This window comes from Amycolatopsis sp. NPDC004625 (genome assembly GCF_040609695.1).
GTDB lineage: Bacteria > Actinomycetota > Actinomycetes > Mycobacteriales > Pseudonocardiaceae > Amycolatopsis.
Genome location: NZ_JBEXKX010000011.1, coordinates 200,913 through 222,022, shown reverse-complemented (window position 1 = coordinate 222,022; position 21,110 = coordinate 200,913). Strand labels below are relative to the sequence as shown.

21 protein-coding genes and 2 pseudogenes are annotated in these 21,110 nt (G+C 70.4%); 11 read left to right on the top strand and 12 right to left on the bottom strand.

Going from position 1 to position 21,110, the window contains the following annotated elements; all coding sequences use genetic code 11:
• Positions 1–7 precede the first annotated feature (7 nt).
• Together ABZW17_RS15650 and ABZW17_RS15645 are read left to right on the top strand one after the other, a co-directional pair.
• Positions 8–367 carry a hypothetical protein gene (locus ABZW17_RS15650; RefSeq protein ID WP_354813760.1) on the top strand — a complete coding sequence of 120 codons (360 nt, stop codon included), beginning with the start codon at positions 8–10 and terminating at the stop codon, positions 365–367.
• Between the two features lie 45 nt (positions 368–412).
• The gene (locus ABZW17_RS15645) at positions 413–1,114 is read left to right on the top strand and encodes a VTT domain-containing protein (RefSeq protein ID WP_354813759.1); all 702 of its coding nucleotides are present in this window, start codon (positions 413–415) and stop codon (positions 1,112–1,114) included.
• On the opposite strand, the pseudogene ABZW17_RS15640 reads toward ABZW17_RS15645, so the two are convergent.
• The 3 genes and pseudogenes from ABZW17_RS15640 to ABZW17_RS15630 all read right to left on the bottom strand — a co-directional run.
• Positions 1,104–1,253: pseudogene (locus ABZW17_RS15640) on the bottom strand (VapC toxin family PIN domain ribonuclease); the annotation flags it as partial. The gene ABZW17_RS15645 and the pseudogene ABZW17_RS15640 overlap by 11 nt on opposite strands.
• Before the next feature lie 183 nt (positions 1,254–1,436).
• A complete protein-coding gene (locus ABZW17_RS15635) occupies positions 1,437–2,828 on the bottom strand; it encodes an FAD-linked oxidase C-terminal domain-containing protein (RefSeq protein WP_354813757.1) in 1,392 nt (463 codons plus the stop codon).
• Positions 2,829–2,899: 71 nt separating this feature from the next.
• Complete coding sequence (locus tag ABZW17_RS15630; protein WP_354813755.1) at positions 2,900–3,325, bottom strand: PPOX class F420-dependent oxidoreductase; 426 nt, start codon at positions 3,323–3,325, stop codon at positions 2,900–2,902.
• A 186-nt stretch (positions 3,326–3,511) separates the two neighbouring features.
• Between ABZW17_RS15630 and ABZW17_RS15625 the strand changes: the two genes are divergently transcribed.
• From ABZW17_RS15625 to ABZW17_RS15610, 4 genes are all read left to right on the top strand, one after another.
• Positions 3,512–4,042 (top strand): MarR family transcriptional regulator, encoded by a 531-nt coding sequence (locus ABZW17_RS15625; protein ID WP_354813753.1) that lies wholly within the window; start codon positions 3,512–3,514, stop codon positions 4,040–4,042.
• Positions 4,039–6,609 carry an MFS transporter gene (locus ABZW17_RS15620; protein WP_354813751.1) on the top strand — a complete coding sequence of 857 codons (2,571 nt, stop codon included), beginning with the start codon at positions 4,039–4,041 and terminating at the stop codon, positions 6,607–6,609. The genes ABZW17_RS15625 and ABZW17_RS15620 overlap by 4 nt, the downstream gene beginning before the upstream one ends.
• The gene (locus ABZW17_RS15615) at positions 6,606–7,427 is read left to right on the top strand and encodes a YceI family protein (RefSeq protein ID WP_354813749.1); all 822 of its coding nucleotides are present in this window, start codon (positions 6,606–6,608) and stop codon (positions 7,425–7,427) included. Before ABZW17_RS15620 ends, ABZW17_RS15615 begins: the two co-directional genes overlap by 4 nt.
• A gap of 130 nt (positions 7,428–7,557) precedes the next feature.
• Positions 7,558–8,226 carry a DedA family protein gene (locus ABZW17_RS15610; protein WP_354813747.1) on the top strand — a complete coding sequence of 223 codons (669 nt, stop codon included), beginning with the start codon at positions 7,558–7,560 and terminating at the stop codon, positions 8,224–8,226.
• A 7-nt stretch (positions 8,227–8,233) separates the two neighbouring features.
• On the opposite strand, the gene ABZW17_RS15605 is transcribed toward ABZW17_RS15610, so the two are convergent.
• The 3 genes and pseudogenes from ABZW17_RS15605 to ABZW17_RS15595 all read right to left on the bottom strand — a co-directional run.
• The gene (locus ABZW17_RS15605; protein ID WP_103354042.1) at positions 8,234–8,647 is read right to left on the bottom strand and encodes a VOC family protein; all 414 of its coding nucleotides are present in this window, start codon (positions 8,645–8,647) and stop codon (positions 8,234–8,236) included.
• A gap of 155 nt (positions 8,648–8,802) precedes the next feature.
• Positions 8,803–9,819, bottom strand: a complete 1,017-nt coding sequence (locus ABZW17_RS15600) for a 2OG-Fe(II) oxygenase family protein (protein ID WP_354813745.1) — start codon at positions 9,817–9,819, stop codon at positions 8,803–8,805.
• Positions 9,820–9,890: 71 nt separating this feature from the next.
• Positions 9,891–10,214, bottom strand: a pseudogene (locus ABZW17_RS15595) (SDR family oxidoreductase); the annotation flags it as partial.
• Here ABZW17_RS15595 and ABZW17_RS15590 point away from each other — a divergent pair.
• Complete coding sequence (locus tag ABZW17_RS15590) at positions 10,202–10,432, top strand: helix-turn-helix domain-containing protein (protein ID WP_354813743.1); 231 nt, start codon at positions 10,202–10,204, stop codon at positions 10,430–10,432. The pseudogene ABZW17_RS15595 and the gene ABZW17_RS15590 overlap by 13 nt on opposite strands.
• A 36-nt stretch (positions 10,433–10,468) precedes the next feature.
• Here the strand turns inward: ABZW17_RS15590 and ABZW17_RS15585 are convergent, their stop codons facing one another.
• From ABZW17_RS15585 to ABZW17_RS15565, 5 genes are read right to left on the bottom strand one after another with little or no spacing between them, the layout of a single operon-like run.
• Positions 10,469–11,104, bottom strand: a complete 636-nt coding sequence (locus ABZW17_RS15585) for a nucleoside/nucleotide kinase family protein (protein ID WP_354813741.1) — start codon at positions 11,102–11,104, stop codon at positions 10,469–10,471.
• A complete protein-coding gene (locus ABZW17_RS15580; protein ID WP_354813807.1) occupies positions 11,101–11,928 on the bottom strand; it encodes a PfkB family carbohydrate kinase in 828 nt (275 codons plus the stop codon). Before ABZW17_RS15580 ends, ABZW17_RS15585 begins: the two co-directional genes overlap by 4 nt.
• Before the next feature lie 2 nt (positions 11,929–11,930).
• A complete protein-coding gene (locus tag ABZW17_RS15575; RefSeq protein WP_354813739.1) occupies positions 11,931–12,737 on the bottom strand; it encodes an ATP-binding cassette domain-containing protein in 807 nt (268 codons plus the stop codon).
• A complete protein-coding gene (locus tag ABZW17_RS15570; protein ID WP_354813737.1) occupies positions 12,734–13,723 on the bottom strand; it encodes an ABC transporter permease in 990 nt (329 codons plus the stop codon). Before ABZW17_RS15570 ends, ABZW17_RS15575 begins: the two co-directional genes overlap by 4 nt.
• Positions 13,720–14,736 carry a substrate-binding domain-containing protein gene (locus ABZW17_RS15565; protein WP_354813735.1) on the bottom strand — a complete coding sequence of 339 codons (1,017 nt, stop codon included), beginning with the start codon at positions 14,734–14,736 and terminating at the stop codon, positions 13,720–13,722. The genes ABZW17_RS15570 and ABZW17_RS15565 overlap by 4 nt, the downstream gene beginning before the upstream one ends.
• Before the next feature lie 107 nt (positions 14,737–14,843).
• Between ABZW17_RS15565 and ABZW17_RS15560 the strand changes: the two genes are divergently transcribed.
• Both ABZW17_RS15560 and ABZW17_RS15555 read left to right on the top strand, forming a co-directional pair.
• Entirely contained in the window at positions 14,844–15,881 is a 1,038-nt protein-coding gene (locus ABZW17_RS15560; RefSeq protein ID WP_354813733.1) for a LacI family DNA-binding transcriptional regulator, read from the top strand.
• A gap of 69 nt (positions 15,882–15,950) precedes the next feature.
• Entirely contained in the window at positions 15,951–16,817 is an 867-nt protein-coding gene (locus ABZW17_RS15555) for a substrate-binding domain-containing protein (protein WP_354813731.1), read from the top strand.
• Between the two features lie 53 nt (positions 16,818–16,870).
• Here ABZW17_RS15555 and ABZW17_RS15550 read toward each other — a convergent pair whose 3' ends face one another.
• Positions 16,871–17,860: a glycoside hydrolase family 76 protein gene (locus ABZW17_RS15550; RefSeq protein ID WP_354813729.1), complete on the bottom strand. Its 990-nt coding sequence runs from the start codon at positions 17,858–17,860 to the stop codon at positions 16,871–16,873.
• A 51-nt stretch (positions 17,861–17,911) separates the two neighbouring features.
• On the opposite strand from ABZW17_RS15550, the gene ABZW17_RS15545 reads away from it, so the two are divergent.
• On the top strand, positions 17,912–20,047 hold the full coding sequence (locus tag ABZW17_RS15545) for a molybdopterin oxidoreductase family protein (protein ID WP_354813727.1): 2,136 nt from the start codon (positions 17,912–17,914) through the stop codon (positions 20,045–20,047).
• Positions 20,048–20,128: 81 nt separating this feature from the next.
• The gene (locus ABZW17_RS15540; protein ID WP_354813725.1) at positions 20,129–21,109 is read left to right on the top strand and encodes a cellulase family glycosylhydrolase; all 981 of its coding nucleotides are present in this window, start codon (positions 20,129–20,131) and stop codon (positions 21,107–21,109) included.
• Position 21,110 lies beyond the last annotated feature (1 nt).

Genomic DNA, 21,110 nt, shown 5'->3' with positions numbered 1-21,110 from the left:
GGCGGAGATGAGCGAGCCGAAGGACCCCGAGCAGCTGCTGGCGGACGCCCTTCGCGCGCAAGCCGTCTTCGCCCCGCAGGCGTCGCCACCGCCGTCGCCGCCTGCCGCCGAGCCGAGCACGGAAGCGGTTCCGACCAGCGCGATCAACGAGCTCCCCTCGGCGTACGGCCTGCTGTCGGGGGCGAGCGCGGACTCACTGGAGCGCGAACGAGCGGCCCTGGACGCCGAGGCACCCACGGCGTACGCCCCACGCCCCCCGGCCCCGACGCGCTCGTCGGCGCAGCTGCCCGCGTACTGGATCCTGTTGCTGGCGGTGCTGCTGGGACTGGCCGCGGGGTCCGTGGTGGGCCTGCTGACGCTGGTCTGACCGGGTCTCAGTAACGACTCAGGGTGACCCTGTACCGTTTTTGAGGTGATTCTCGCCCAGAGCACGGTCAACACGATGTCGCTGCTGCCGTCATGGCTGGACCCGCAGCACCTGCTGAGCGGCCTGACGACGCCGGTCATCGCGGTCCTGTGCCTGATCATCTTCATCGAGAGCAGCATCTTCCCGGTGCTGCCCGGTGACTCCCTGCTGTTCACGGCGGGCCTGTTCATCGCGAACGGCACGCTCGACGCGCCGTTGTGGCTGGTCTGCGTGCTGGTGACGGTGGCCGCCCTGCTCGGCAACGTGGTCGGCTACTACCTCGGGTACTTCGTGGGGCCGAAGCTGTTCAACCGCCCGGACTCGAAGTTCTTCAAGCGCGAGTACGTCGACAAGACGCACGAGTTCCTGGACAAGCACGGCCCGAAGGCCGTGGTGCTGGCCCGGTTCGTCCCGTTCGTCCGCACGTTCATCACGTGGATCGCGGGCATCGGCCGCATGGACCCGAAGCGCTACTTCACGTACACGGTGATCGGCGGCATCCTCTGGGCCGCGGGCATCACGATCCTCGGCTCCCTGCTGGGCAACATCTCGTTCATCCGCAACAACGTCGACGCGATCTTCGTGCTGATCGTGCTGGTGTCGGTGGTCCCGATCGGGTTGGAGTTCCTGAAGTCGCGGCGCGAGAAGAAGGCGGTCGCGGAGGCGGATCCCGAGGTCACGCAGCGGATTCCGCGCATCAAGGACTGATGTCCGCGCCCGGGCTGTCGGTCGGCAGCCCCATCGCCTCGGCCACGGCCAGCAGGCGTTTGTCGTAGGTGACAAAAGCCGTGAGCTGAGTGCCGAACCCGGCGTGTGCGGTCGCGAGGTGGACTGCGTCCAGCGAGCGCGGGCACTTCGACTTCGGCCGACGTCGACGTGACGAGCACGGTGCCAACTAGACGAGTAATGCGTAACTCGCTCAGCGGTCGTAGGCGGTCAGGGATCGGTGACGGGTTGGCCGGTGGCGCGGTTGTGCCAGATGGCGGCGGTCAACGCGAGGAGGCGTTGGGCGATGCTTCGCATCACTCGTCTAGGTCATCGAGAACATCGAGCCGGGGTTGAACAGGTTCTCCGGGTCCAGGGCCCGCTTGATCTCCTGGTGCACCCGCAGCCCCACCGGGCCGATCTCCCGGGCCAGCCACTCCCGCTTGATCTTCCCCACCCCGTGCTCCCCGGTCACCGTCCCGCCCAGCGACAGCCCGACCTCGAGGATCTCGTCGAACGCCCGCTGCGCCCGCGCGAACTCGTCCGGGGAGTCCGGCTGGTAAACGATCGTCGGGTGCATGTTGCCGTCGCCCGCGTGGCCGACCACGGCGATCCGGAGTCCCACCTCCGCGCTGATCTTCTCGCAGCCACGGATCAGCTCCGCGATCCGCGTCCGCGGCACGCAGACGTCGTCCGTCAGCCACTGGCCGTACGTCTCCAGGGCCGTCAGGACCACCCGGCGGGCCTGCAGGAGCATCCGCCCCTCTTCGAGGTCCTCCGTCGTGTACGCCAGGTCCGCGCCGCAGTCGACGCAGATCTGCTCCAGGGCTGCCAGTTCGCGCCGCGCGACTTCGCCGCCCGCGTCCGACTGGCCCAGCAGCAGCGCCTGGCAGTCCGAGCCCGCGCCGAGGTCCGTCTTCAGGTACGCCTCCGCCGCCTTGATCGAGGACGCGTCCATGATCTCCAGCAACGACGGCACCAGGCCCTCGCGCACCACCCGCGCCACCGCCTCGCCGGCCGCCTCGGTCGTCGAGAAGCCCGCGACCAGGGTCGCCGGGGCCTGCGGCAGCGGTTTGAGCTGGACCGTCGCCTGGGTGATCACGCCCAGCGTGCCCTCGCTGCCCACGAACAGCCGGGCCAGGTCGTAGCCCGCGACGCCCTTGACCGTCCGGCGGCCCGTCTTCAGCAACGACCCGTCCGCCAGGACGACCTCCAGGCCGAGCACCGAATCCGTCGTCACGCCGTACTTCACGCAGCAGAGGCCGCCCGCGTTGGTCGACAGGTTGCCGCCGATCGTGCACCAGTCGTAGCTCGACGGGTCCGGTGGGTAGAACAGCCCGTGCTTCTCCACCGCGTTGCGGAAGTCCAGGTTGACCACGCCCGGCTGGACGACCGCCAGCCGGTTGCCCGGGTCGATCTCGACGATCTCGTTCAGCTTGGTCAGCGACAGTGTGACGCAGCCGTCGATGGCGTTGGCCGCGCCGGACAGGCCGCTGCCCGCCCCGCGCGGCACGATCGGCACCTTGGCCTCGGCACACGCCTTGACGACCGCCTGCACCTCCGCAACGTTCGCGGGCAGCACCACGGCGAGCGGCGTGCCCGACGGTGCCAGCGGCATCATGTCGCGGGCGTAGGAAGCGGTGACGTCGGTGTCGGTGAGCACGGCGTTCTTGCCGAGCAGGTCGCGGAGCCGGGTGACCAAAGCTTCGTTGCTCATGGCCTCATCGTAAGCCCGGCCAGTCCGCAGTGCGGAAATTTTGTTTCGAATCCGGCCGGATCGGAGCAGCGTCAGCGGACGAGACCCAGGAGCTTGTCGATGTGGATGGTCAGCACCACCCGCTGGTCGGCGACCATCGCCGAGCGGTATTCGGCCCAGTCGGAGTGCTCGCCCGCCGCGCGCCGGTAGTAGGCGACCAGCGCCTCCACCGTTTCGTCGTCGGCCGCGGCGGCCGGCGCGGTGAGGGAGGCGCGCCCCTCGGCGACGACGTAACTCCAGCCGTCCTCGCTCCCGACGTGGTAGGTCACCCGGGGGTCGCGGCGCATGTTCTTCGCCTTCGCCCGGGTTTCGGTGATCGACGCCGTGATCGTGTTCGACTCCGGGTCGTACAGGTGGGTGATGGTCGACAGCTGCGGCCGGCCGTCGCGGCGGATCGTGGCCAGGACGCCGTGGCGACGGGCCGCGAGGAAGTCCTTGAACGCTGTGTCGTCGGTCATACCCCTTGAAACCGGCGACCGCCCGCTTTGTTCCGAGGAGAGCCCGGACGAAATCTGCTTGCATACGGCAACTAAAGTGTGTTGCACCACAACACGAGGTACTCCGCTTGCAGAAGAGCTGATTAAGGCACATCCTTGCGTGAGGCAACTAGTTGCAGCCGCCAACCAACGCCGTGAAGGATCACCATGGCACCCACCAGCTCCGCCACCCGGCCCACGGCCGAACTGGACCTCGCCGACCAGCTCGGGCACGAGCTCGTCCGCCTGGTCCGGCTGATCAACAAGGCGAAGTCCCAGGTCGCCAAGCAGGGTCCGGACGGCATCGAACGGGCGGCGTACGCGATTCTCTTCACCCTCATCCACGAGGGCCCGCAGCGCACCAGCCGGCTCGCCGAGTCGCTCCACTCGGAGATCTCGACGATCAGCAGGCAGTCGAGCTCGCTCGTCCAGCACGGCCTGGTCGAGCGCCAGGCCGACCCGGAAGACGGGCGGGCCTGCCTGCTCGCGCCGACGACCGAGGGCATGCGGGTGTTCGAAGAGAACCGCAAGCAACGCAACCACTGGCTGGCCGAAGTGCTCGGGGACTGGACTGACGGGGACATCCAGACCCTGAACCGGCTCTTCGCCCGGCTCAACACAGGTATCGAGAACCACTCTCCACAGCTGGCCGACGCGCACGCGTCCGCCGGTGCACCGGCCAAGGGGACCAACGCATGAGCACCACCACCGTCGAACAACCCGTGTCGAAGGAACCACCACGGCTGAGCCACCGCCAGATCGTCACGATCCTGAGCGGCCTGATGTGCGGCATGTTCCTGGCCGCGCTCGACCAGACGATCGTGGGCACCTCGATCGTCAAGATCGCCAACGACCTGCACGGCTTCGACCTGCAGGCCTGGGCGACCACGGCGTACCTGATCACCTCGACGATCGTCACGCCGATCTACGGCAAGCTCTCCGACATCTACGGCCGCAAGCCGTTCTACCTGGCCGCGATCGGCATCTTCGTCGCCGGTTCGCTCGCCTCGACCTTCGCGACGTCGATGTACCAGCTCGCCGCGTTCCGCGCGGTGCAGGGCCTCGGCGCCGGCGGTCTGATGTCGCTGGCCATGACCATCCTCGGCGACATCGTGCCGCCGCGTGAGCGGGCCAAGTACCAGGGCTACATCCTGGCCGTGTTCGGCCTGTCCACCGTGCTCGGCCCGGTGCTGGGCGGCTTCTTCGCCGGCATCGACAGCCTGGCCGGCCTGCACGGCTGGCGCTGGGTCTTCCTGATCAACGTCCCGATCGGCGTCATCGCGCTGTTCGTCGTGGCCAAGGTGCTGAACGTGCCGCACGAGCGCCACGAGCACAAGATCGACTGGTGGGGCGCGCTGACGATGATCGTCGCGGTCGTGCCGTTCCTGATCGTGGCCGAGCAGGGCCAGAAGTGGGGCTGGGGCGACCAGAAGGCCATCCTGTGCTACGTCGTCGGCGGCGTCGGCGTGATCGCGTTCATCGTGGTCGAGCGGCTGATGAAGGACGCCGCGCTGATCCCGCTGCGGCTGTTCAAGAATTCGACGTTCACCGTGGCGATCATCGGCGGTGTCATCGTCGGTGTCGCGATGTTCGGCGCGATCACCATGATCCCGCAGTTCATGCAGGTCGTGCAGGGCTACACGCCGACCGAATCCGGCCTGCTGATGCTGCCGCTGATGGCGGGCATCATGCTCAGCTCCATCGTGTCCGGCCGGATCACCGGGAAGACCGGGCGCTACAAGGTGTTCCCGATCGTCGGCACCGTCATGATCGCCGGCGGCGCGTTCTTCTTCGCCCAGGTCAAGTACGACTCGGCGCTGTGGCACCCGCTGGTCGCGGCGGCCATCATCGGCCTCGGCCTCGGCCAGTGCATGCAGACGCTGATCATCGCGGTGCAGAACGCGGGCCCGCGCAGCGACATGGGCGTCTCGACCGCGTCGGCGACGTTCTTCCGCCAGATCGGTGGTACCGCCGGTGTCGCGATCTTCCTGACCGTCCTGTTCAACACGCTGCTGCCGAACATCACGAAGGCGTTCGGCGGGCAGCTGCCGGCCGGCGCCGGCGCGGGCATCGGCAGCCTGTCGGAGAACACCAGCGGCATCCAGAGCCTGCCCGAGGCGATCAGGACCCCGGTGCTGATCGGCTTCACCGAGTCGATCACCACGGTGTTCTACATCGCGGGTGCGGTGGCCCTGCTGGCGACCGTGGTGCTGCTGTTCATGAAGGAGATCCCGCTGACCAACGCGGCCCCGGCCGCGGCGGCCATGGAGGGCGGCGAGGCGCTGCTCGAGGCGGACGACCACGCCGACGAGCCGACCGAGATCGTCGAGCCGGTCAAGCCGGTCGACCGCGAGCCGGCCCTGGTCGGCGGCGGGCGGCACGCGCTGAGCAACGGCCACGGTGACTACCAGGCCGTGTCGGGTGCGCTGCCGATCACGAACTCCGTGGGCCAGGCCGAGCTCGACACGCCGGTCGGCGCGGGCGGCCTGCCGGTGACCGGCCACGTCCGCCGCCAGGACGGCAGCCACGTCGCCGGGGCGGCGCTGACCCTGATCGACCAGCGCGGCCGCCAGGTCGCGCGGGCCACCGGGGCCACCGACGGCAGCTACTCGGTGCCCAGCCAGGGTCCGGGCGCGTACGTCCTGATCGTGTCCGCGCACGGCCACCAGCCGCAGGCCTCCAGCGTCGTGATCAGCAACGGGCCGGCGACGGTCGACGTCACGCTCACCGGGTCCGGCGAGCTGACCGGCACCGTGAAGGAGGCCGCCACCGGCGCTCCGCTGCCGAACGTGACGGTGACGCTGACCGACGGCCGGGGCGAGGTGAACGGCGCGTTCATCACGACCACCGACGGCACCTACGCCTTCGTCGGGGTCGGCGCCGGGGCCTACACCCTGGTCGCCAGCGGCGCGGGCTACCGGCCCGTCGCGCTGACGCTCACCGTGCCCGACAGCGGCGTGCTGCGCCACGACGTCGAACTCGCCAGCTCGGTGCTGCTCGCCGGCACCGCGCGGACCGAGGGCGACCGGATCGTGCCGGACGCGCGGATCACCGTGCTCGACGCCGAAGGCAACGTGGCCGCGGTCGCGCGGACCGACGGCGAAGGCCGGTACGTGGTCAGCGACCTGCCCGCGGGCGCGTACACCGTGGTCGCGAGCGGCTACCCGCCGGCGACCAGCCAGGTGGAGCTCACCGGCGGCGAAGCCGACCACGACGTCCGGCTGAGCTACGACCAGGCCCTCGACGAGCTGGTCGACCGGTCATGACCGGCCTGCGCGCCACCCTGCGCACGGCCGAGGGCTGGGTGGTGGAGCACGCGGTGCTCACCGTCACCGACCCGGCCGGGCGGCAGGTCGCGCGGCAGGCGGCCGACGTCCGCGGCGAGGTCGTCACCGACGCCCTCGCGCCGGGCGTCTACACCGCCGTCGTCACGGCGGCCGGGTACACCCCGGTCGCCCGGACGGCGCAGGTCGCCTCGGACGGCAGCGGCTCGCTCGGCGACGTCGTGCTGGCCCCGGTCGCCGAGGCGATCGAGCTGCCGCCCGCCGGGCCGTGGGTGATCGACCCGATCCACTCGTCGGTGGTCGCGACCGCCCGGCACCTGGGCATCGCGAGCATCAAGGCGCGGTTCCCGGACGTCTCGGGCCGGATCGAAATCGGCCGCCCGGCCGAGCGGTCGTCGGTGCACGCCGAGATCAAGGCGGCGAGCATCGAAACCGGCATCAAGATGCGCGACGACCACCTGCGCTCGCCGGACTTCCTCGACGTCGACGTGCACCCGGTGATCACGTTCACCAGCACCGGGCTGCGCCAGCGCGGCGTGGACTCGTGGACGCTGCTGGGCGAGCTGACGCTGCACGGCGAGCACCGCGAGATCGAGCTCGAGCTGACCTACGGCGGCTGGGGCCCGGACCCGTGGGGCGGCGTGCGCACCGCGTTCCACGCCGAGACGACGCTGCACCGGAACGACTTCGCGATCAACTACAGCGCGCTGGCCCGGGCCGGTGTCGCGGTGGTCGGCACGACCGTGAAGGTCGAGCTGGACATCGAAGCGGTGCAGGGCGAGACGCTGCCGCAGTTCTGAGTTCACCGGCCGGAGGCCCTCTCACCACTGGGTGAGGGGGCCTTCACCGTTCGTGAAAGCTGAAACTTCCGGAGAGCTCGATTTGACCGTTAGCCGCGGGCCGTTCACCCGGGCCACGTAGGCTCGCGGGGTGAACGTCGTGAGCATCGAGGCCGCGGGCGTCGGCGTGAGCTGGCTGGACACCGCCGGGCCGCTGCTCGTCTGGGTGATCGTGCTGAGCTTCGTGCTGGTCGAGTGCGCGCTGATCATCGGGCTGTTCCTGCCCGGTGACTCGCTGCTGTTCGGGGCCGGCGTGGTGCTGGCGCAGCACGGTTCGGACGCGAACGCGTGGTTCCTCTCGGGGGCCGCGCTGATCGTCGCGGTCCTCGGCAACCAGATCGGGTACTACATCGGCCGCGGCAGCGGGACGAAGCTCATCGCGCGCCGCGACGGCAAGGTGCTGAACCGCCACAACCTCGAGCGCGCGCAACGGTTCCTGGACCGGAAGGGCTTCTTCGCGATCGTGGCGGCCCGCTGGATCCCGTGGATCCGCACGCTGGCCCCGCTGATCGCCGGCGCGGCCCGGATGGACCCGCGCCGCTTCATGGCGGCGACGGCGCTGGGCGGCCTGCTGTGGGTACCGACGCTGGTGCTGCTCGGCTACTACGGCGCGGGCCTGCTGGACGCGTTGCCGTGGCTGAAGACGGCGGCGCTGTGGATCAGCATCGCGTTCTTCGTGTTCGGCACCGGCTACGGCGTGCTGCGCTACCGCCAGGAGATGCGCCGCCCGGTGGACGAGCGGGACGACGCACGGGCCTGACGCAGCGTCAGAGCTGCGGGTCGGTCCAGATCTCCAGCTGGATGCCGTCCGGATCGCGGAACACGATCACGCGCGATCCCTCGAACGTGCGGGACGGCGCGACCGGCACGTAGGACACGCCGAACTCCTCCAGCCGGCTCTCCCATTCGGCCAGCTCGGCGGCCGAATGCACGCGGAAGGCGACGTGGTCGAGGCCGGTGCGGCGCTCGTCGAACCCGCGCCGCCCGGTGTCCGCGTGCTGCACCAGGACCACGGAGAACTCGTCACCGGCCGAGCGCAGCACGACCTTGCGCAGCCCCGTGTCCGGCTCTTCGCGCCGGGTGACCTCCTCGAGGTCGAGAACACGCACGTACCACGGCACGCTGCGGTCCACGTCGGTCACGGTGAGCGCGAGGTGGTGCACGGACATGAGTTTGGCCATGGCTTCCGAAGCCGTCCTTTCACGTGGCGGCTTCCCAGAGTTGCACAGCGTTCGACGCGCAAAACGCGAGTGACCAAGTTCCCCGTCCGATCGTGATCTCGCCGTCTCCGGCCGTCTCAGCAGGCGGACAAAACCCACCCAGCGCAACTGCTCTCTTACACGAGGTTACGGATACGATCCAGCACGGCGAGCCGTCCCTCGCGTTCGATGCGCCGGGTCGTCACCCGGTCCGGGTAACAGCGCGTGAACATGTTCGTGAAGTGCGTCCCGTAGTGGATGACCTCGTCCCCGCCCGCCAGCGGCCGGACGCTGGTGCCGAACGACGGCTCGTGGAAGTACGCCAGCGTGTACCGCTCCCGGGTGGCGAGGCGCACCTTGTGCGGCGTCGACAGGAGGCGGCCACCGGTGAGGAACTGCAGGATGTCGCCGGGAAAGACGGTGAACACCGCCGGCTCGGGCTCGACGAAGTGCCACGGCTCGTCGTCCTGGTACACCCCGGCAGTGCTCTCCCCCGGCAGCCAGTTGCGGTTGCGGTGTTCGCCGGGCACGGGCGGCCGGACGAACAGGCCACCGACGTCGTCCTGCGCGGCGATCACGAGCAGTCCGTAGTCGGTGTGCGCGCCGATCCCGCGTTCGGTGGTCGCGGACCGGGCCGGGAACCGCAGCACGCGCATGTGGTGCCAGCCTTCGCGGGTGAGCCGGGTCAGCCGGTCGATTTCCACGCCCAGCCCGAGCGCCACGAGCTGCAGCAGCCGCTCGCCGATGCCCCCGACCTCCCGCAGGTGGGCGGTCATCGCCGCCCGGTAGCCCTCGTCCGGCCACGGCACCGGCCCGTGGCACGGCCAGCCACCGGTGACGCGGGGATCCTCGGGCGGGATGTCCGGACAGACGGTGAAGATCTCGGAGAAGTCGGCTTCGCCCGCGGTCACCTCTTCACCCGAAGCGATGTACCCGCTGTAGGTCAGATCGCTGACGAACTTCACCTTTTCCGGTAACGACCGGGCGAAGAACCGGCGGCTTTCGGCAAGCGCCTCCCGGGTGATCCGGTCCTGCTCGCCGGTGGCCGCGACCTGGAAGATCCCGTCGGTTTCCCAGGTGCGGACCAGCTGGCGGCCCAGGATCCGGTCGACGGTCCGCCCGCCGACGGAATCGGGCAACTCGAACGTACGCATGGCTGTTCACCTTTCGCGCGGTGGTGGGAACGCACCCCACACGAAAGCCGGGAAAAGCCGGTTCACAAGGATCAGCGGCCCCCGCCGAGTTCCAGCACCGCCCCCGTCGTGAACGACGCCGCCGCCGACAGCAGGAACAGCACCGCCTCGGCGATCTCCGCCGGCTGCCCGGCCCGCCCCATCGGAATCTGCGGCGCGTACTTCGCCATCCGGCCCGGCAAGCCGGCGGCCGCGTACAGATCGGTGTGGACCATGCCGGGCCGGACGGAGTTGACCCGGATTTCCTCGCCGCCGACCTCTTGGGCGAGCCCGAAGGTCAGCGTGTCGACGGCGGCCTTGGACGCGGCGTAGTGCACCCACTCCGCAGCAACGACTGCGCGAGATGAATGAGTGGATCACCTCGCTCGACTACGGCGGCATCGCCGGCGATGGCGTCGCCCTCAGGCGAATCGGAGATGCGATGCTGCGCTCCCTGCAGTCCGAGCAACAGCTGGTCGAGGCAGTGAGCACGGCGCGCGCCACCGGCCACACTTGGAACCAGGTGGCAGCCGTGCTCGGAGTGTCCCGTCAAGCAGCCGCGGAGAAGTTCGGAGCGCCGGCCGCGGGTCAGTAGCCTCGCGGCCGGCTTCCTACCGGGCGACGACGAGCGTCAAATCGCGAAGTTCGCCAGCGGCAGGTTCTCCAGCACCAGGTCGGCCCGGTCCCGGGTCTGCGAGATCAGGTCGGCGTTGCGCTGGTCCGAGCCGAGCGCTCGCTGGCGGGCCTCGACCAGCGAGCGGCCGTAACGGCGGTGGCGCGACACGAGCCGTTCGATGCGCTCCGGTTCGTCCGGGGCGAGGAACCAGGCCTCCGTCAGGAGTGGCCGGATCGCGCTCCACGGGTCGTCCGGGAGGAGCAGGTAGTTGCCCTCGGTGATCACCAGCTGGACCTCCGGTGGCACCGCCACCGCGCCGGCGATCGGCTCCTCGATCTCGCGGCGGAACTCCGGCGCGTACACCGTTTCGCGGCCTTCGGCCAGGCGGCGGATCAGGTGGTAGTAGCCCGCGGCGTCGAACGTGTCCGGGGCGCCCTTGCGGTCGGTGCGGCCCAGCCGGCGCAGCTCGACCTGCGCGAGGTGGAAGCCGTCCATGCCGACCACGGCCGCGCGTGAGCCGAGCGCGTTGGCCAGCGCCCAGGCCAGCGTGGTCTTGCCGGACGCGGGCGCGCCGATGATGCCCAGCACGTTGCGCTGCCCGCGCACGGTCAGGCCCTCGGCCCGGGCCAGCAGGTCGTCGAACGCCGTCATGTCCTGTTCCTTCCTGCGATCGCGGTCGTCCACGACCGCGGTCCCACATGCCGCACCCGTTCGGCGGCCACCTCGTTGGCGAAGCGGATCCGGTCACTCACCGTCGGTTCGCGCACCACGGCCACGGCGAGCGCGCCGTGCCAGACGTCGCCCGCTCCTAGTGTGTCCCGCGCTTCCACGGCGGGCACAGGCACCTCACCCGAGGCGCCGTCCGCAGTGGACCAGCGCACCGGGCCGGGGCCCGCGGTGGTGATCACGGTCGGGACGCCGCGCTGGTGGAGGCCGGGTTCCGGCGCGGTGAAGTGCGCGGAACACGCGGCGACGTCGACCAGCGGCAGCAGCTCGCCGAGGACGGGCTTCCAGCTGCCGGCGTCGAGCACGACCGGGACGTCCCCGGCCGCCCGGGCGACCGACAGCGCGAGGTTGGGGTGGTGGCCGTCGACGAGCACCACGTCCGCGTCGACCGAGCCGCGCCAGGAGGCTTGCGACCCGGCCGCGTTGCGGGAGACGACCGTGCGCTCGCCGTCGCGGTCGCGGACGGCCACCGCGCTGACCGGCGGCGGGTCGGGCAGCTCGGGCGCGAGGTCGACCAGCCGGACCCCGTGCGCTTCGAGGTCGGCGCGGACGAGGGCCGCCAGCGGGTGTGCACCGAGGACGGTCAGCAGGGTCGCTTCGGCGCCGAGCGCGGCCGCCGTCACCGCGGCGTTCGTCGCGGGCCCCCCGGCCGCGACGTCCACCCGCAGCGACTGGACCTTCTCACCCGGCGCCGGCAGCTCGTCGACCCGCTGGACGACGTCCACAGTGCACAAACCCGCCAGCAGCACCTTCACTTCAAGCCGGCCACGTGTGCCGCCCCGGCTTCTTCGACTTCGCCGTTTTCGTTGAGCCGCAACGCTCCCGTGAGCAGGCCGACGACCTGGTTCATCGAGTGCGTCTTCGGCGAGACGACCGCCACGCGCTTGCCGAGGCGGTGCACGTGGATGCGGTCGGCGATGTCGAACACGTGCGGCATGTTGTGGCTGATCAGCACCACCGGCAGGCCGCGGTCGCGGATCCGGCCGATCAGGTCGAGCACCTTGCCGGACTCGGCGACGCCCAGAGCGGCGGTCGGCTCGTCCATGATCACCGCCTTGGTGCCGAACGCGGCCGCGCGGGCCACCGCGACACCCTGGCGCTGACCGCCGGAGAGCGTCTCGACCGGCTGGCTGATCGACTTGATGTTGATGCCCAGCTCGTCGAGGATCCGCTGGGCCTCGGCCCGCATGGCCGCGGTGTCGAGCTTGCGGAACAGCCCGAGTGGCCCCTTGAGCCGCTTTTCCCGGCCCAGGAACATGTTCGACGCGATGTCGAGCGCGGGCGCGACCGCGAGGTCCTGGTACACCGTCTCGATGCCGAAGTGCCGAGCGTCCAAAGGGGACTTGAAGTGGACGGTCCTGCCGTCCACTTTGATCTCGCCTTCGTCCGGGATCACCGCGCCGGACAGGGTTTTGATGAGCGAGGACTTCCCGGCGCCGTTGTCGCCGACCACGGCGAGCACCTCGCCGGGCAGCAGGTCGAAGTCGGCGCCGTCGATGGCGGTCACCCGGCCGTAGCGTTTCACCAGGCCACGGGCCTGCAGGATCGGTTCGGTCATGACTGCTGCTGCCTCCTCGCGATCCGGTCCACCACGACGGCGGCGATGAGCAGGGCGCCGGTGGCGAGGTCCTGGTAGTTGCCGTCGACGTTCATCTGTGTGAGGCCCGACCGCAGCACGGCCACGACCAGCGCGCCCATCAGCGTCCCGAGCACCGAACCGCGGCCGCCGAACAGGCTCGTGCCGCCGAGGACGACGGCGGTGATCGAGTCGAGGTTGCCGAGCTGGAACTGGTTCGGGTCGGCGTTCGGCGTCCGGCCGAGCGCCTGCCAGGCCGCGATGCCGAAGGTCAGCCCGGCCACGATGTACACCGACAGCACCGTGCGGTTGACCTTGATGCCGGACAGCCGCGCGGACTCCGGCGCGTTGCCGACCGCGTAGACGTGCTTGCCCCACGCGGTTTTCGTCAGCGCGTACCAGATGCCGAGGTACATCAGCAGGGCCAGCGTCATGCCGTAGGTGATCGGGATGCCGCCGAAGAGGTAGCGCTTGGTGCCGAGCCACTGCAGCAGCCCGTCGGTCACCGGCACGGCCTGGCCGCCGGCGATCAGCTTCGACACCGCGGTCAGCATGGTGAACGTGCCGAGCGTGATGATGAACGCCGGCAGCTTGATCCGCGTCGCGAGCCCGCCGATGAAGATGCCGACGATGATCGTCAGGACGACGCCGGCGAGCAGCGCGACGAAGCCGTTGGTGCCGGCCGCGGCGAGTTTCGCCATGATCAGCGTCGCGACGACCATCGAAGCCGCGTTGGACAGGTCGATGCCCGCGATGAGGATGACGAGCGTCTGTCCCAAAGCGAGCGTCCCGACGACCAGCGACTGCTGGACCACTGTGGACAGGTTGTCGAGGTCGAAGAACGTGTCCGTGGCCAGCGAGAACACCACGATCGCGACGACCAGCGCGAGCGCCGGGCCGACCGCGGGGGCGCGCAGGAGGAAGTCGCCGAGGGATTCCCGGTCCTTCGGTGCCACTGCCGTTGTCATTTCGCTCCTCCCCAGCAGTTCTGCAGGCCCCAGGCCGAGTCGTGGCTCTCGATGCCGGGCAGGGGCTTGTCGGTGATCACGGCCGACCCGGTGTTCACGAACCCGGACGGCTTCTTGCCGGTCTTCGCGTATTCGACGGCGGCGAGCACACCCTGCTCGGCCATCTTCTTCGGGAACTGCATGACGGTGGCGGCGAACTGGCCGTCCTTGACGTTCTGGACGCCTTCGCAGCCGCCGTCGATCGAGCCCATGACGATCTGGCCGGTGAGCCCGCGGGCCTTGAGCGCCGCGTACGCGCCGCGGCCCATCGGCTCGTTCATCGAGTAGACGGCGTTGATGTCGGTGCTGCGCTGCAGCAGGTTCTCCATGCCCTGCTGGGCGAGGCTCTGGTCGCCGTTGGCCGCAGTGTGGCCCCTGATCTCCGGCGAGCCGTCGGTCAGCCCGATGCCCTTGAGGAACCCGCCGTGGCGCTGGGTGTCGACCGAGCTGCCGGCCGTGCCGTCGACCATCAGCAGCTTGGCCGGGACGCCCTTGAGCGCGGCCTTGACGTAGGCGCCCTGCTGCTCGCCGGCCGCGAAGTTGTCGGTGGCGAAGGTGGCGTCGACCGCGTCGGCCGGTTCGGTGGCCGTGTCGAGGGCGATCACCAGCACCCCGGCGTCGCGGGCGTCCTTGATCGCCTTGAGCACGCCGGTCGACGAGCTGGGCGTGATCAGGATGGTGTTCGCGCCCTGCTGGCGGAGGTTCTCGATGGCGCGGACCTGGCCGTCGTTGTCGCCGTCGAACTGGCCGGCGAGCGCGCTGAAGTCGGCGCCGTTGGCCTGCGCGGCGGCTCTCGCGGCGTTGCGGAGTTCCACGAAGTAGGGGTTGGTGTCGGTCTTGGTGACCAGGCCGACCTTCGCCTTGCCGCTCCCGCCGGTGTTCGTGTTGCCACCCCAGTGGCGTTCGACCGTGCACCCGGTCGTCGCGGCGAGGACGGCGGCCAGCGTGAGCGCGGTGAGACTTCGCTGTCTCATGGGTTCCCACCCTTTGTTCGGTTCGAGGCTTGCCGATGGACCGGAAGGTAGACAGACTGCTGCGTGGACGCAAGCGTTTGCGCAAACGCTTGCCGGGAAGGATTGGTATGCCTCAGCCGAGATCTTCGCGGCCGACCCAGCGGGACATCGCCGAGCTCGCCGGCGTCTCGATCACGACCGTGTCGCACGTCGTGAACGGGACGCGCGCGGTCGCCGAGGACACCAAGGCCGCGGTGCTGCGGGCGATCGAAACGACCGGCTACACCGGTGACGCGATCGCGCGCTCCCTGGTCACGGGCGGCACGCGGTCGATCGGGATGGCGATTTCGCTGGTGGCCAACCCGTACTTCGCGACGCTGATGCAGGCGATCGAGCGGGAGGCGTCGCTGCACGGCTACACCGTCCTGCTGGCCGACACCCACGACCGTGCGGACACCGAGCGTGACACCGTGCGGGCGCTGCGCTCCCGTCGCGTCGACGGCCTGCTCATCACCCCCGCCCCGGGGGACGGGCCGGTGATCGGCGAGCTGGTGTCCCTCGACGTGCCGACGGTGCTGATCGACCGGCTGTCCACCCGCACCGACGTCGACCAGGTGGGTTCGGAGAACATCCAGGCGACGTCGGCGCTGACCGCGCACCTGGCCACCCTCGGGCACCGGCGGATCGGGATGATCAGCGGGGTGCCGGGGCTGTCGACGAGCGAGGAGCGCGTGCTCGGCTACCGGCTGGGGCTCGGCCGGTCCGGGCTCACCTGGTCGTCGGACCTCGTGGCCTGCGGAAACTCCTCGCGCGAGGGCGGCGCGCTGGCGTTGAGCACGCTGCTGGCGCTGCCCGAGCCGCCGACCGCGCTCGTGGTCGGGAACGACAGCATGATGGTCGGGGTGCTGCACGAGGCGCGCCGGCGCGGGCTGCGGATCGGGCGCGACCTGCCGGTGGTGGTCTACGACGACGTCGAGTGGGCGGACCTGGTCGACCCGCCGCTGACGACGATGGCGCAGCCGATCGAAGAGATCGGCCGGCAGGCGGTGCGGCTGCTGCTGGCCCGGATCAACGACCCGGCGCGCAAGGCCGAAACGGTCCGGCTGGCACCCACCCTGCGTCACCGTGAGTCGTGCGGCTGTCCCGCGGTTCACTCACTTCAGTGAATCTGGGTTCCTGACACTCCCGCGCGGCCGTTCAGCGGATACGTTTCCGCTGAGCGTCTGCGAGGGCTTATGACCGCACTTTCGCCGGAGCTCCGGTTGTGGGACCCCCCGGTCACCTACCGGATCGGCGTCGCGATGGGGATTTCCGCGAACCCGTACGCGGGTGAGCTGCTGCGCGCGATCAGGGCGGCCGCGGCGCAGGCGGGGTGCGACGTCGTGCTGGCCGACACCGGCGACACCGCGAGCGAAGAGGCCGCGGTCGTGCGCGAGCTGCGCGCGGACCTGGTGGACGGCGTGCTGCTGGTCCCCTCGGCCGGCGACGAAGCGGTGGTCAACGGCCTGGTCCGGATGGGCGTGCCGACGGTGCTGGTGGACAGGGTGGCCGCGCGCAACGACGTCGACCAGGTGGGCACGGAAAACGTGCACGCGGTGGCGTCGCTGGTCCGGCACCTGACGTCCCGCCGCCACCGGAAGATCGGCCTGGTTTCGGGCGACGAGGGCCTGGAGGTCAGCCGCGAGCGCGTCCGCGGCTACCGGCTGGGCCTGGAGCAGGCGGGCCTGCGCTTCAACCGCGAGCTGGTGGAGTGCGGTTTCTCGAACCCGGGCGGCGCGACCCGGGCGACGGCCAAGCTCCTGGACGGCTGGCCGTCCCCGACGGCCCTGGTGGTGGCGGACGAGTCGATGCTGGTGGGCGTCCAGTACGAGGCCCACCGCCGCGGCATCCACATCGGCTCGGAGCTGGCCGTGGTGGGCTACGGCGACATGGACTGGGCCCGCCGGGTGAGCCCGGCGGTGACGACGCTGGTCCAGCCGGTGGCGGACCTGGGCCGCCGGGCGGTGCAGCTGCTGATGTCCCGCATGGCCGACCCGGACCGGCCCGCCGAGTCGGTCTGGCTGGCCCCCAAGTTCCTGCACGGCGCTTCCTGCGGCTGCTGACCTCTGCCGCGGCCCTCGTGAGTGGTAAGGAGCGTTCTAACTCGCCTTAACACTCACGACAGCGTGGCTGCGGCTTCGAGGAGCATCCAGCCGCCCACCTGGACCGACATGTCCCGTTCGGGGGCGTCCTCCGGCAACGGCCAGGGAGCCGGGCGGTCCCAGTACGCGCTGAACACCAGGCCGGTTGCCGCACCTGACCAGCAGGCCTCCGCCGACGTCAGCACCAGCGAGCGGGCCGTCGCGGCTTCCGGTCCTGGCAACGCGTGTGCCGCCAACGCCAGGTACCGGGCCAGGATCGCCGCGAACAACCCGCCGTCGCCACCGCTCTGGCCGCGGATCACGCCGCCGGGCGCGCAGTGTTCCGCCACCGCACGGACCGTCCGCGCCGCATCGTCCATCAAGGACAGCTCCAGGCACGCACCCAGGTAAACCCCTTGGCAGTACGTGTAAATGTGCTTCACCAGTTCGCCCGTGTCCGAGTGAATGCCGTCCCAGACCAGACCGGACTCCGGATCGACCAAAGTGGACGTCAGCCACGAAGTCATCTCGCTGGCCCGCGCGAGATTCCCCGACCGGGCGTGGAAGATCGCCGCCGGGCCGTTGGCCGGGGCGTTCTTGAAGTCGTCTCCGCGACGCCACCAGATGCCGCCGCCCGCGGCCGGCGTCCAGCCCGACAGCAGCTGCGCGTCGATCGCCGCCAGGGCCGGGCCGACGTCGATGCCCAGCGACGAAACCCGTTGCAGCGCAAGGCCGAGCCACGCGATGTCGTCGTAGTAGTCGTTGGTCCAGCGACCGAAGTTGCGCAGCCGGACCGAACGCACGAAAGACCGGATCAAGGCGAGCCGAGCGGAAGCGGGGGCACGCAGCTGCGCGTCGACCAGGGTGTCCAGCAGGTGGGCCTGCCACCAGTAGTTCCAGTGCCAGTGCAGCCGCTGGTCCACCGCGGCCGGCCAGCGGCTGCGGCCGAGGACCGTGCCGGGCAGGCCCCACACCCGGCGCAGGTGCCGCGAAGTCACCGCGCGTTCCGCGGCCGAGACGTCCATGTCGCAATCGTGCCTTGCCGATCGACATACCGCTCGGTATGTTCGGTGGTCATGACGACCGCCCACGTCACCTGCCCGCTGTGCGAAGCCACCTGCGGCCTCGAAGTGACGCTCGACGCGAACCAGCAGGTCACGCGGGTCAAAGGGGACGAGAAGGACGTCTTCTCCCGGGGCTACATCTGCCCCAAGGGCGCGTCGCTCGGCGCCCTGCACCACGACCCCGACCGGCTGACCGCGCCGCTGCTCAAGCGCGACGGCGAGTTCGTCGAGGTCAGCTGGCAGGAGGCGTACGACGAGATCGCGCGCCGCGTCCCGCCGATCATCGAGCAGCACGGCCGGGACGCGGTCGCGGTGTACGCGGGCAACCCCGGCGTGCACAACATCGCCCTGACGCTCTACGGCCGCGTGCTCTACAAAGCGTTGGGCACCAAGAACTTCTACAGCGCGACCTCGGTCGACCAGCTGCCGAAGCACTACTCCGCCGGCACCATGTTCGGTGACCCGCTCGCCATCCCGGTGCCCGACCTCGACCGGACGCGGCACCTGCTGATCCTCGGCGCCAACCCGCTCGTCTCCAACGGCAGCCTGATGACCGCGCCGGACATCCGCGGCCGGCTGCGCGGGATCCGCGAGCGCGGCGGCAAGATCGTCGTCGTCGACCCGCGCCGCACGCGCACCGCCCAGTTCGCCGACGAGCACCACGCCATCCGGCCCGGCACCGACGCCCTGCTGCTGTTCGCGCTGGTCAACGTCCTGTTCGCGGAGAACCTCGTCGCACTCGGACGCCTGGAAGCACACCTCAACGGCCTCGACGACGTCCGCGAGCTGGCCCAGCCGTTCACGCCGGAAGCCGTCGCCTCGCGCACCGGCATCGACGCCGGAGAGATCCGCCGGATGGCACGGGAGCTGACCTCGGACAACGCCGTGGTCTACGGCCGGATCGGCACCACGACCCAGGCGTTCGGCACCATCGCGAGCTGGCTGGTCGACGTCCTCAACGTGCTCACCGGACACCTCGACGAGCCGGGCGGCGCGATGTTCCCGCTGGCCGCGTGCCAGCCCACCGGGAACCGGCGGCCGTTCGCCGTCGGGCGCTGGCGCAGCCGCGTGCGCGGCCTGCCCGAGGTCGTCGGCGAGCTGCCGGTCGCGACGCTCGCCGACGAGATCGAAACCCCGGGCGAGGGCCAGGTCCGCGCGCTGATCACGGTCAGCGGCAACCCCTGCCTGAGCACGCCCAACGCCGGCCGGCTCAGCGAAGCCCTGAAGCAGCTCGATTTCATGATCTCGGTCGACGTCTACCTCAACGAGACGTCCCGGCAGGCCGACGTCATCCTGCCCGGCCCGTCGCCGCTCGAGCGCCCACACTTCGACCTGGCCTTCTACCAGCTGTCGATCCGCAACGTCGCGAACTGGACGCCCGCCACGCTGCCATCGAAACTGCCGCAGGAGTGGGAGACCATGCTGCGGCTCACCGGCATCGTGGCCGGTCAGGGCCCCGAGGCCGACGTCGCCGCGCTCGACGACTTCGTCGCCGCCGACGTCGCCCGCCGCGCCGGGCTGGAAGTCACCCACGACCGGAGCGGGCCCGCGCGCCTGGTCGACCTGATGCTGCGCGCCGGGCCGTACGACGTCACGCTGGCCGACCTCGAAGCCGCGCCGCACGGCATGGACTTCGGGCCGTTGAAGCCGCGGATCCCGGAGGTGCTGTGCACCGCGTCCGGGCGGATCGAGCTGGCGCCCGGGCCGATCGTCGCCGACGTGCCGCGGCTGCGGGACGAACTCGCGAAGCCCGCGGACGAGGGTCTCGTGCTGATCGGGCGGCGGCACCTGAGCTCGAACAACTCGTGGATGCACAACCTGACGCCCCTGGTCCGCGGCGGCAACCGCTGCACGGTCCTGGTCCACCCCGAAGACGCCGCACGGCTCGGGCTCACCGACGGCGCCCTCGCCTCGGTGACGTCCCGCGCCGGCAAGCTGGAGGTCCCGGTCGAGGTCACCGACGAGGTCCGGCCGGGCGTGGTGAGCATCCCGCACGGCTGGGGCCACGACCTCGACGGCGTCCGGACCCGGGTGGCGCGCGCGAACCCGGGCGTCAACTCCAACCTCGTCGCGGACGAGACGCTGCTGGACGTTCCGTCCGGAACGTCGGTGTTGAACGGCATCCCGGTCGAGGTCGCCCCCGTCTGACGCTTGACACCGAGCGGGCGGCGGGCGCATCCTCGGCCGGCATGTTGACGTAAACATCGATCATCGGACATCGGAGTTCGCATGACCTTCCTCCGTCGCTGCCTGCGCGCCTTCGCCGTCGCGGCCCTCGCCGCGCCCCTGCTCGCCGTCCCCCAGAGCGCCTCCGCCGCCACCAGCTCCTTCCGCGGTGTGAACTGGGCGGACGCCCGCGACAACTACGTCGACGGCTGGGTGATCCCGACCGGCCTCACCGCCGGGGACAGCTACGCGAGCGTCCGCAGCAAGGCCGACGGGATCATCGGCGGCTTCCAGCAGAAGCTCGGCGCGAACACCGTGCGGCTGCCGATCAACCCGCAGAGCGTGAACTCGGACTGGTGGGGGCGGTACAAGGGCGCCGCCGACTCGGCGCTGGCCCACGGCATGAAGGTCATCTTCGGCTACTGGGAAGCGAACAAGGACGGGTTCGTCGACGACGTCACCGCGTGGAACACCATGTGGGACAAGGTGACCGCCGACTACGGCGGCAACGGCAACGTCTACTTCGAGCCGATGAACGAGCCGTTCGGCTACAGCCTGAACGCCTGGGTGTCGTTGTGCTCGGCCTGGCTGTCCCGGCACGCGAACATCCCGCGCGGCCGGGTGCTGGTCAGCGGCACCGGCTACAACGACAACGTGACGGGCGTCGGCGCGGCGAGCGCCCTGGACGGCACGCTGCTGTCGCTGCACTTCTACGGGTTCTGGGCCTCGGACACGACCCGCTCGGCGTGGACGGCGAACCTCAGCAACCGGCTCGGGTCGTACTCCGGGCGCACGATCATCGACGAGGCCGGCGCCCCGATGACGACCGGGCTGGACTACTCGGCCGGGCACCAGGACGGCAACAACTTCACCGCGTACTTCGCCGCCACGACGGACCTGGCCCGCTCCCGGCAGATGGGCGTCGTCTACTGGCCCGGCCTGCGGTCCGGGGACACGTACTCGATCACGCGCCAGAGCGGCAGCGGCCTGGAGACGAACAACGCGACCGGCGTGGTCCAGCTGCGCTGGGGCTGGGGCCTGTAGG

What these genes read in the sequence shown, in the direction of transcription:
- ABZW17_RS15630 (WP_354813755.1), bottom strand. Translation starts at nt 3,325, where the DNA reads ATGACCGACGACACAGCGTTCAAGGACTTCCTCGCGGCCCGTCGCCAC.
- ABZW17_RS15600 (WP_354813745.1), bottom strand. Translation starts at nt 9,819, where the DNA reads ATGCGTACGTTCGAGTTGCCCGATTCCGTCGGCGGGCGGACCGTCGAC.
- ABZW17_RS15555 (WP_354813731.1), top strand. Translation starts at nt 15,951, where the DNA reads ATGACCGCACTTTCGCCGGAGCTCCGGTTGTGGGACCCCCCGGTCACC.
- ABZW17_RS15590 (WP_354813743.1), top strand. Translation starts at nt 10,202, where the DNA reads ATGAATGAGTGGATCACCTCGCTCGACTACGGCGGCATCGCCGGCGAT.
- ABZW17_RS15550 (WP_354813729.1), bottom strand. Translation starts at nt 17,860, where the DNA reads ATGGACGTCTCGGCCGCGGAACGCGCGGTGACTTCGCGGCACCTGCGC.
- ABZW17_RS15565 (WP_354813735.1), bottom strand. Translation starts at nt 14,736, where the DNA reads ATGAGACAGCGAAGTCTCACCGCGCTCACGCTGGCCGCCGTCCTCGCC.
- ABZW17_RS15545 (WP_354813727.1), top strand. Translation starts at nt 17,912, where the DNA reads ATGACGACCGCCCACGTCACCTGCCCGCTGTGCGAAGCCACCTGCGGC.
- ABZW17_RS15615 (WP_354813749.1), top strand. Translation starts at nt 6,606, where the DNA reads ATGACCGGCCTGCGCGCCACCCTGCGCACGGCCGAGGGCTGGGTGGTG.
- ABZW17_RS15620 (WP_354813751.1), top strand. Translation starts at nt 4,039, where the DNA reads ATGAGCACCACCACCGTCGAACAACCCGTGTCGAAGGAACCACCACGG.
- ABZW17_RS15540 (WP_354813725.1), top strand. Translation starts at nt 20,129, where the DNA reads ATGACCTTCCTCCGTCGCTGCCTGCGCGCCTTCGCCGTCGCGGCCCTC.
- ABZW17_RS15625 (WP_354813753.1), top strand. Translation starts at nt 3,512, where the DNA reads ATGGCACCCACCAGCTCCGCCACCCGGCCCACGGCCGAACTGGACCTC.
- ABZW17_RS15560 (WP_354813733.1), top strand. Translation starts at nt 14,844, where the DNA reads ATGCCTCAGCCGAGATCTTCGCGGCCGACCCAGCGGGACATCGCCGAG.
- ABZW17_RS15605 (WP_103354042.1), bottom strand. Translation starts at nt 8,647, where the DNA reads ATGGCCAAACTCATGTCCGTGCACCACCTCGCGCTCACCGTGACCGAC.
- ABZW17_RS15650 (WP_354813760.1), top strand. Translation starts at nt 8, where the DNA reads ATGAGCGAGCCGAAGGACCCCGAGCAGCTGCTGGCGGACGCCCTTCGC.
- ABZW17_RS15570 (WP_354813737.1), bottom strand. Translation starts at nt 13,723, where the DNA reads ATGACAACGGCAGTGGCACCGAAGGACCGGGAATCCCTCGGCGACTTC.
- ABZW17_RS15585 (WP_354813741.1), bottom strand. Translation starts at nt 11,104, where the DNA reads ATGACGGCGTTCGACGACCTGCTGGCCCGGGCCGAGGGCCTGACCGTG.
- ABZW17_RS15635 (WP_354813757.1), bottom strand. Translation starts at nt 2,828, where the DNA reads ATGAGCAACGAAGCTTTGGTCACCCGGCTCCGCGACCTGCTCGGCAAG.
- ABZW17_RS15575 (WP_354813739.1), bottom strand. Translation starts at nt 12,737, where the DNA reads ATGACCGAACCGATCCTGCAGGCCCGTGGCCTGGTGAAACGCTACGGC.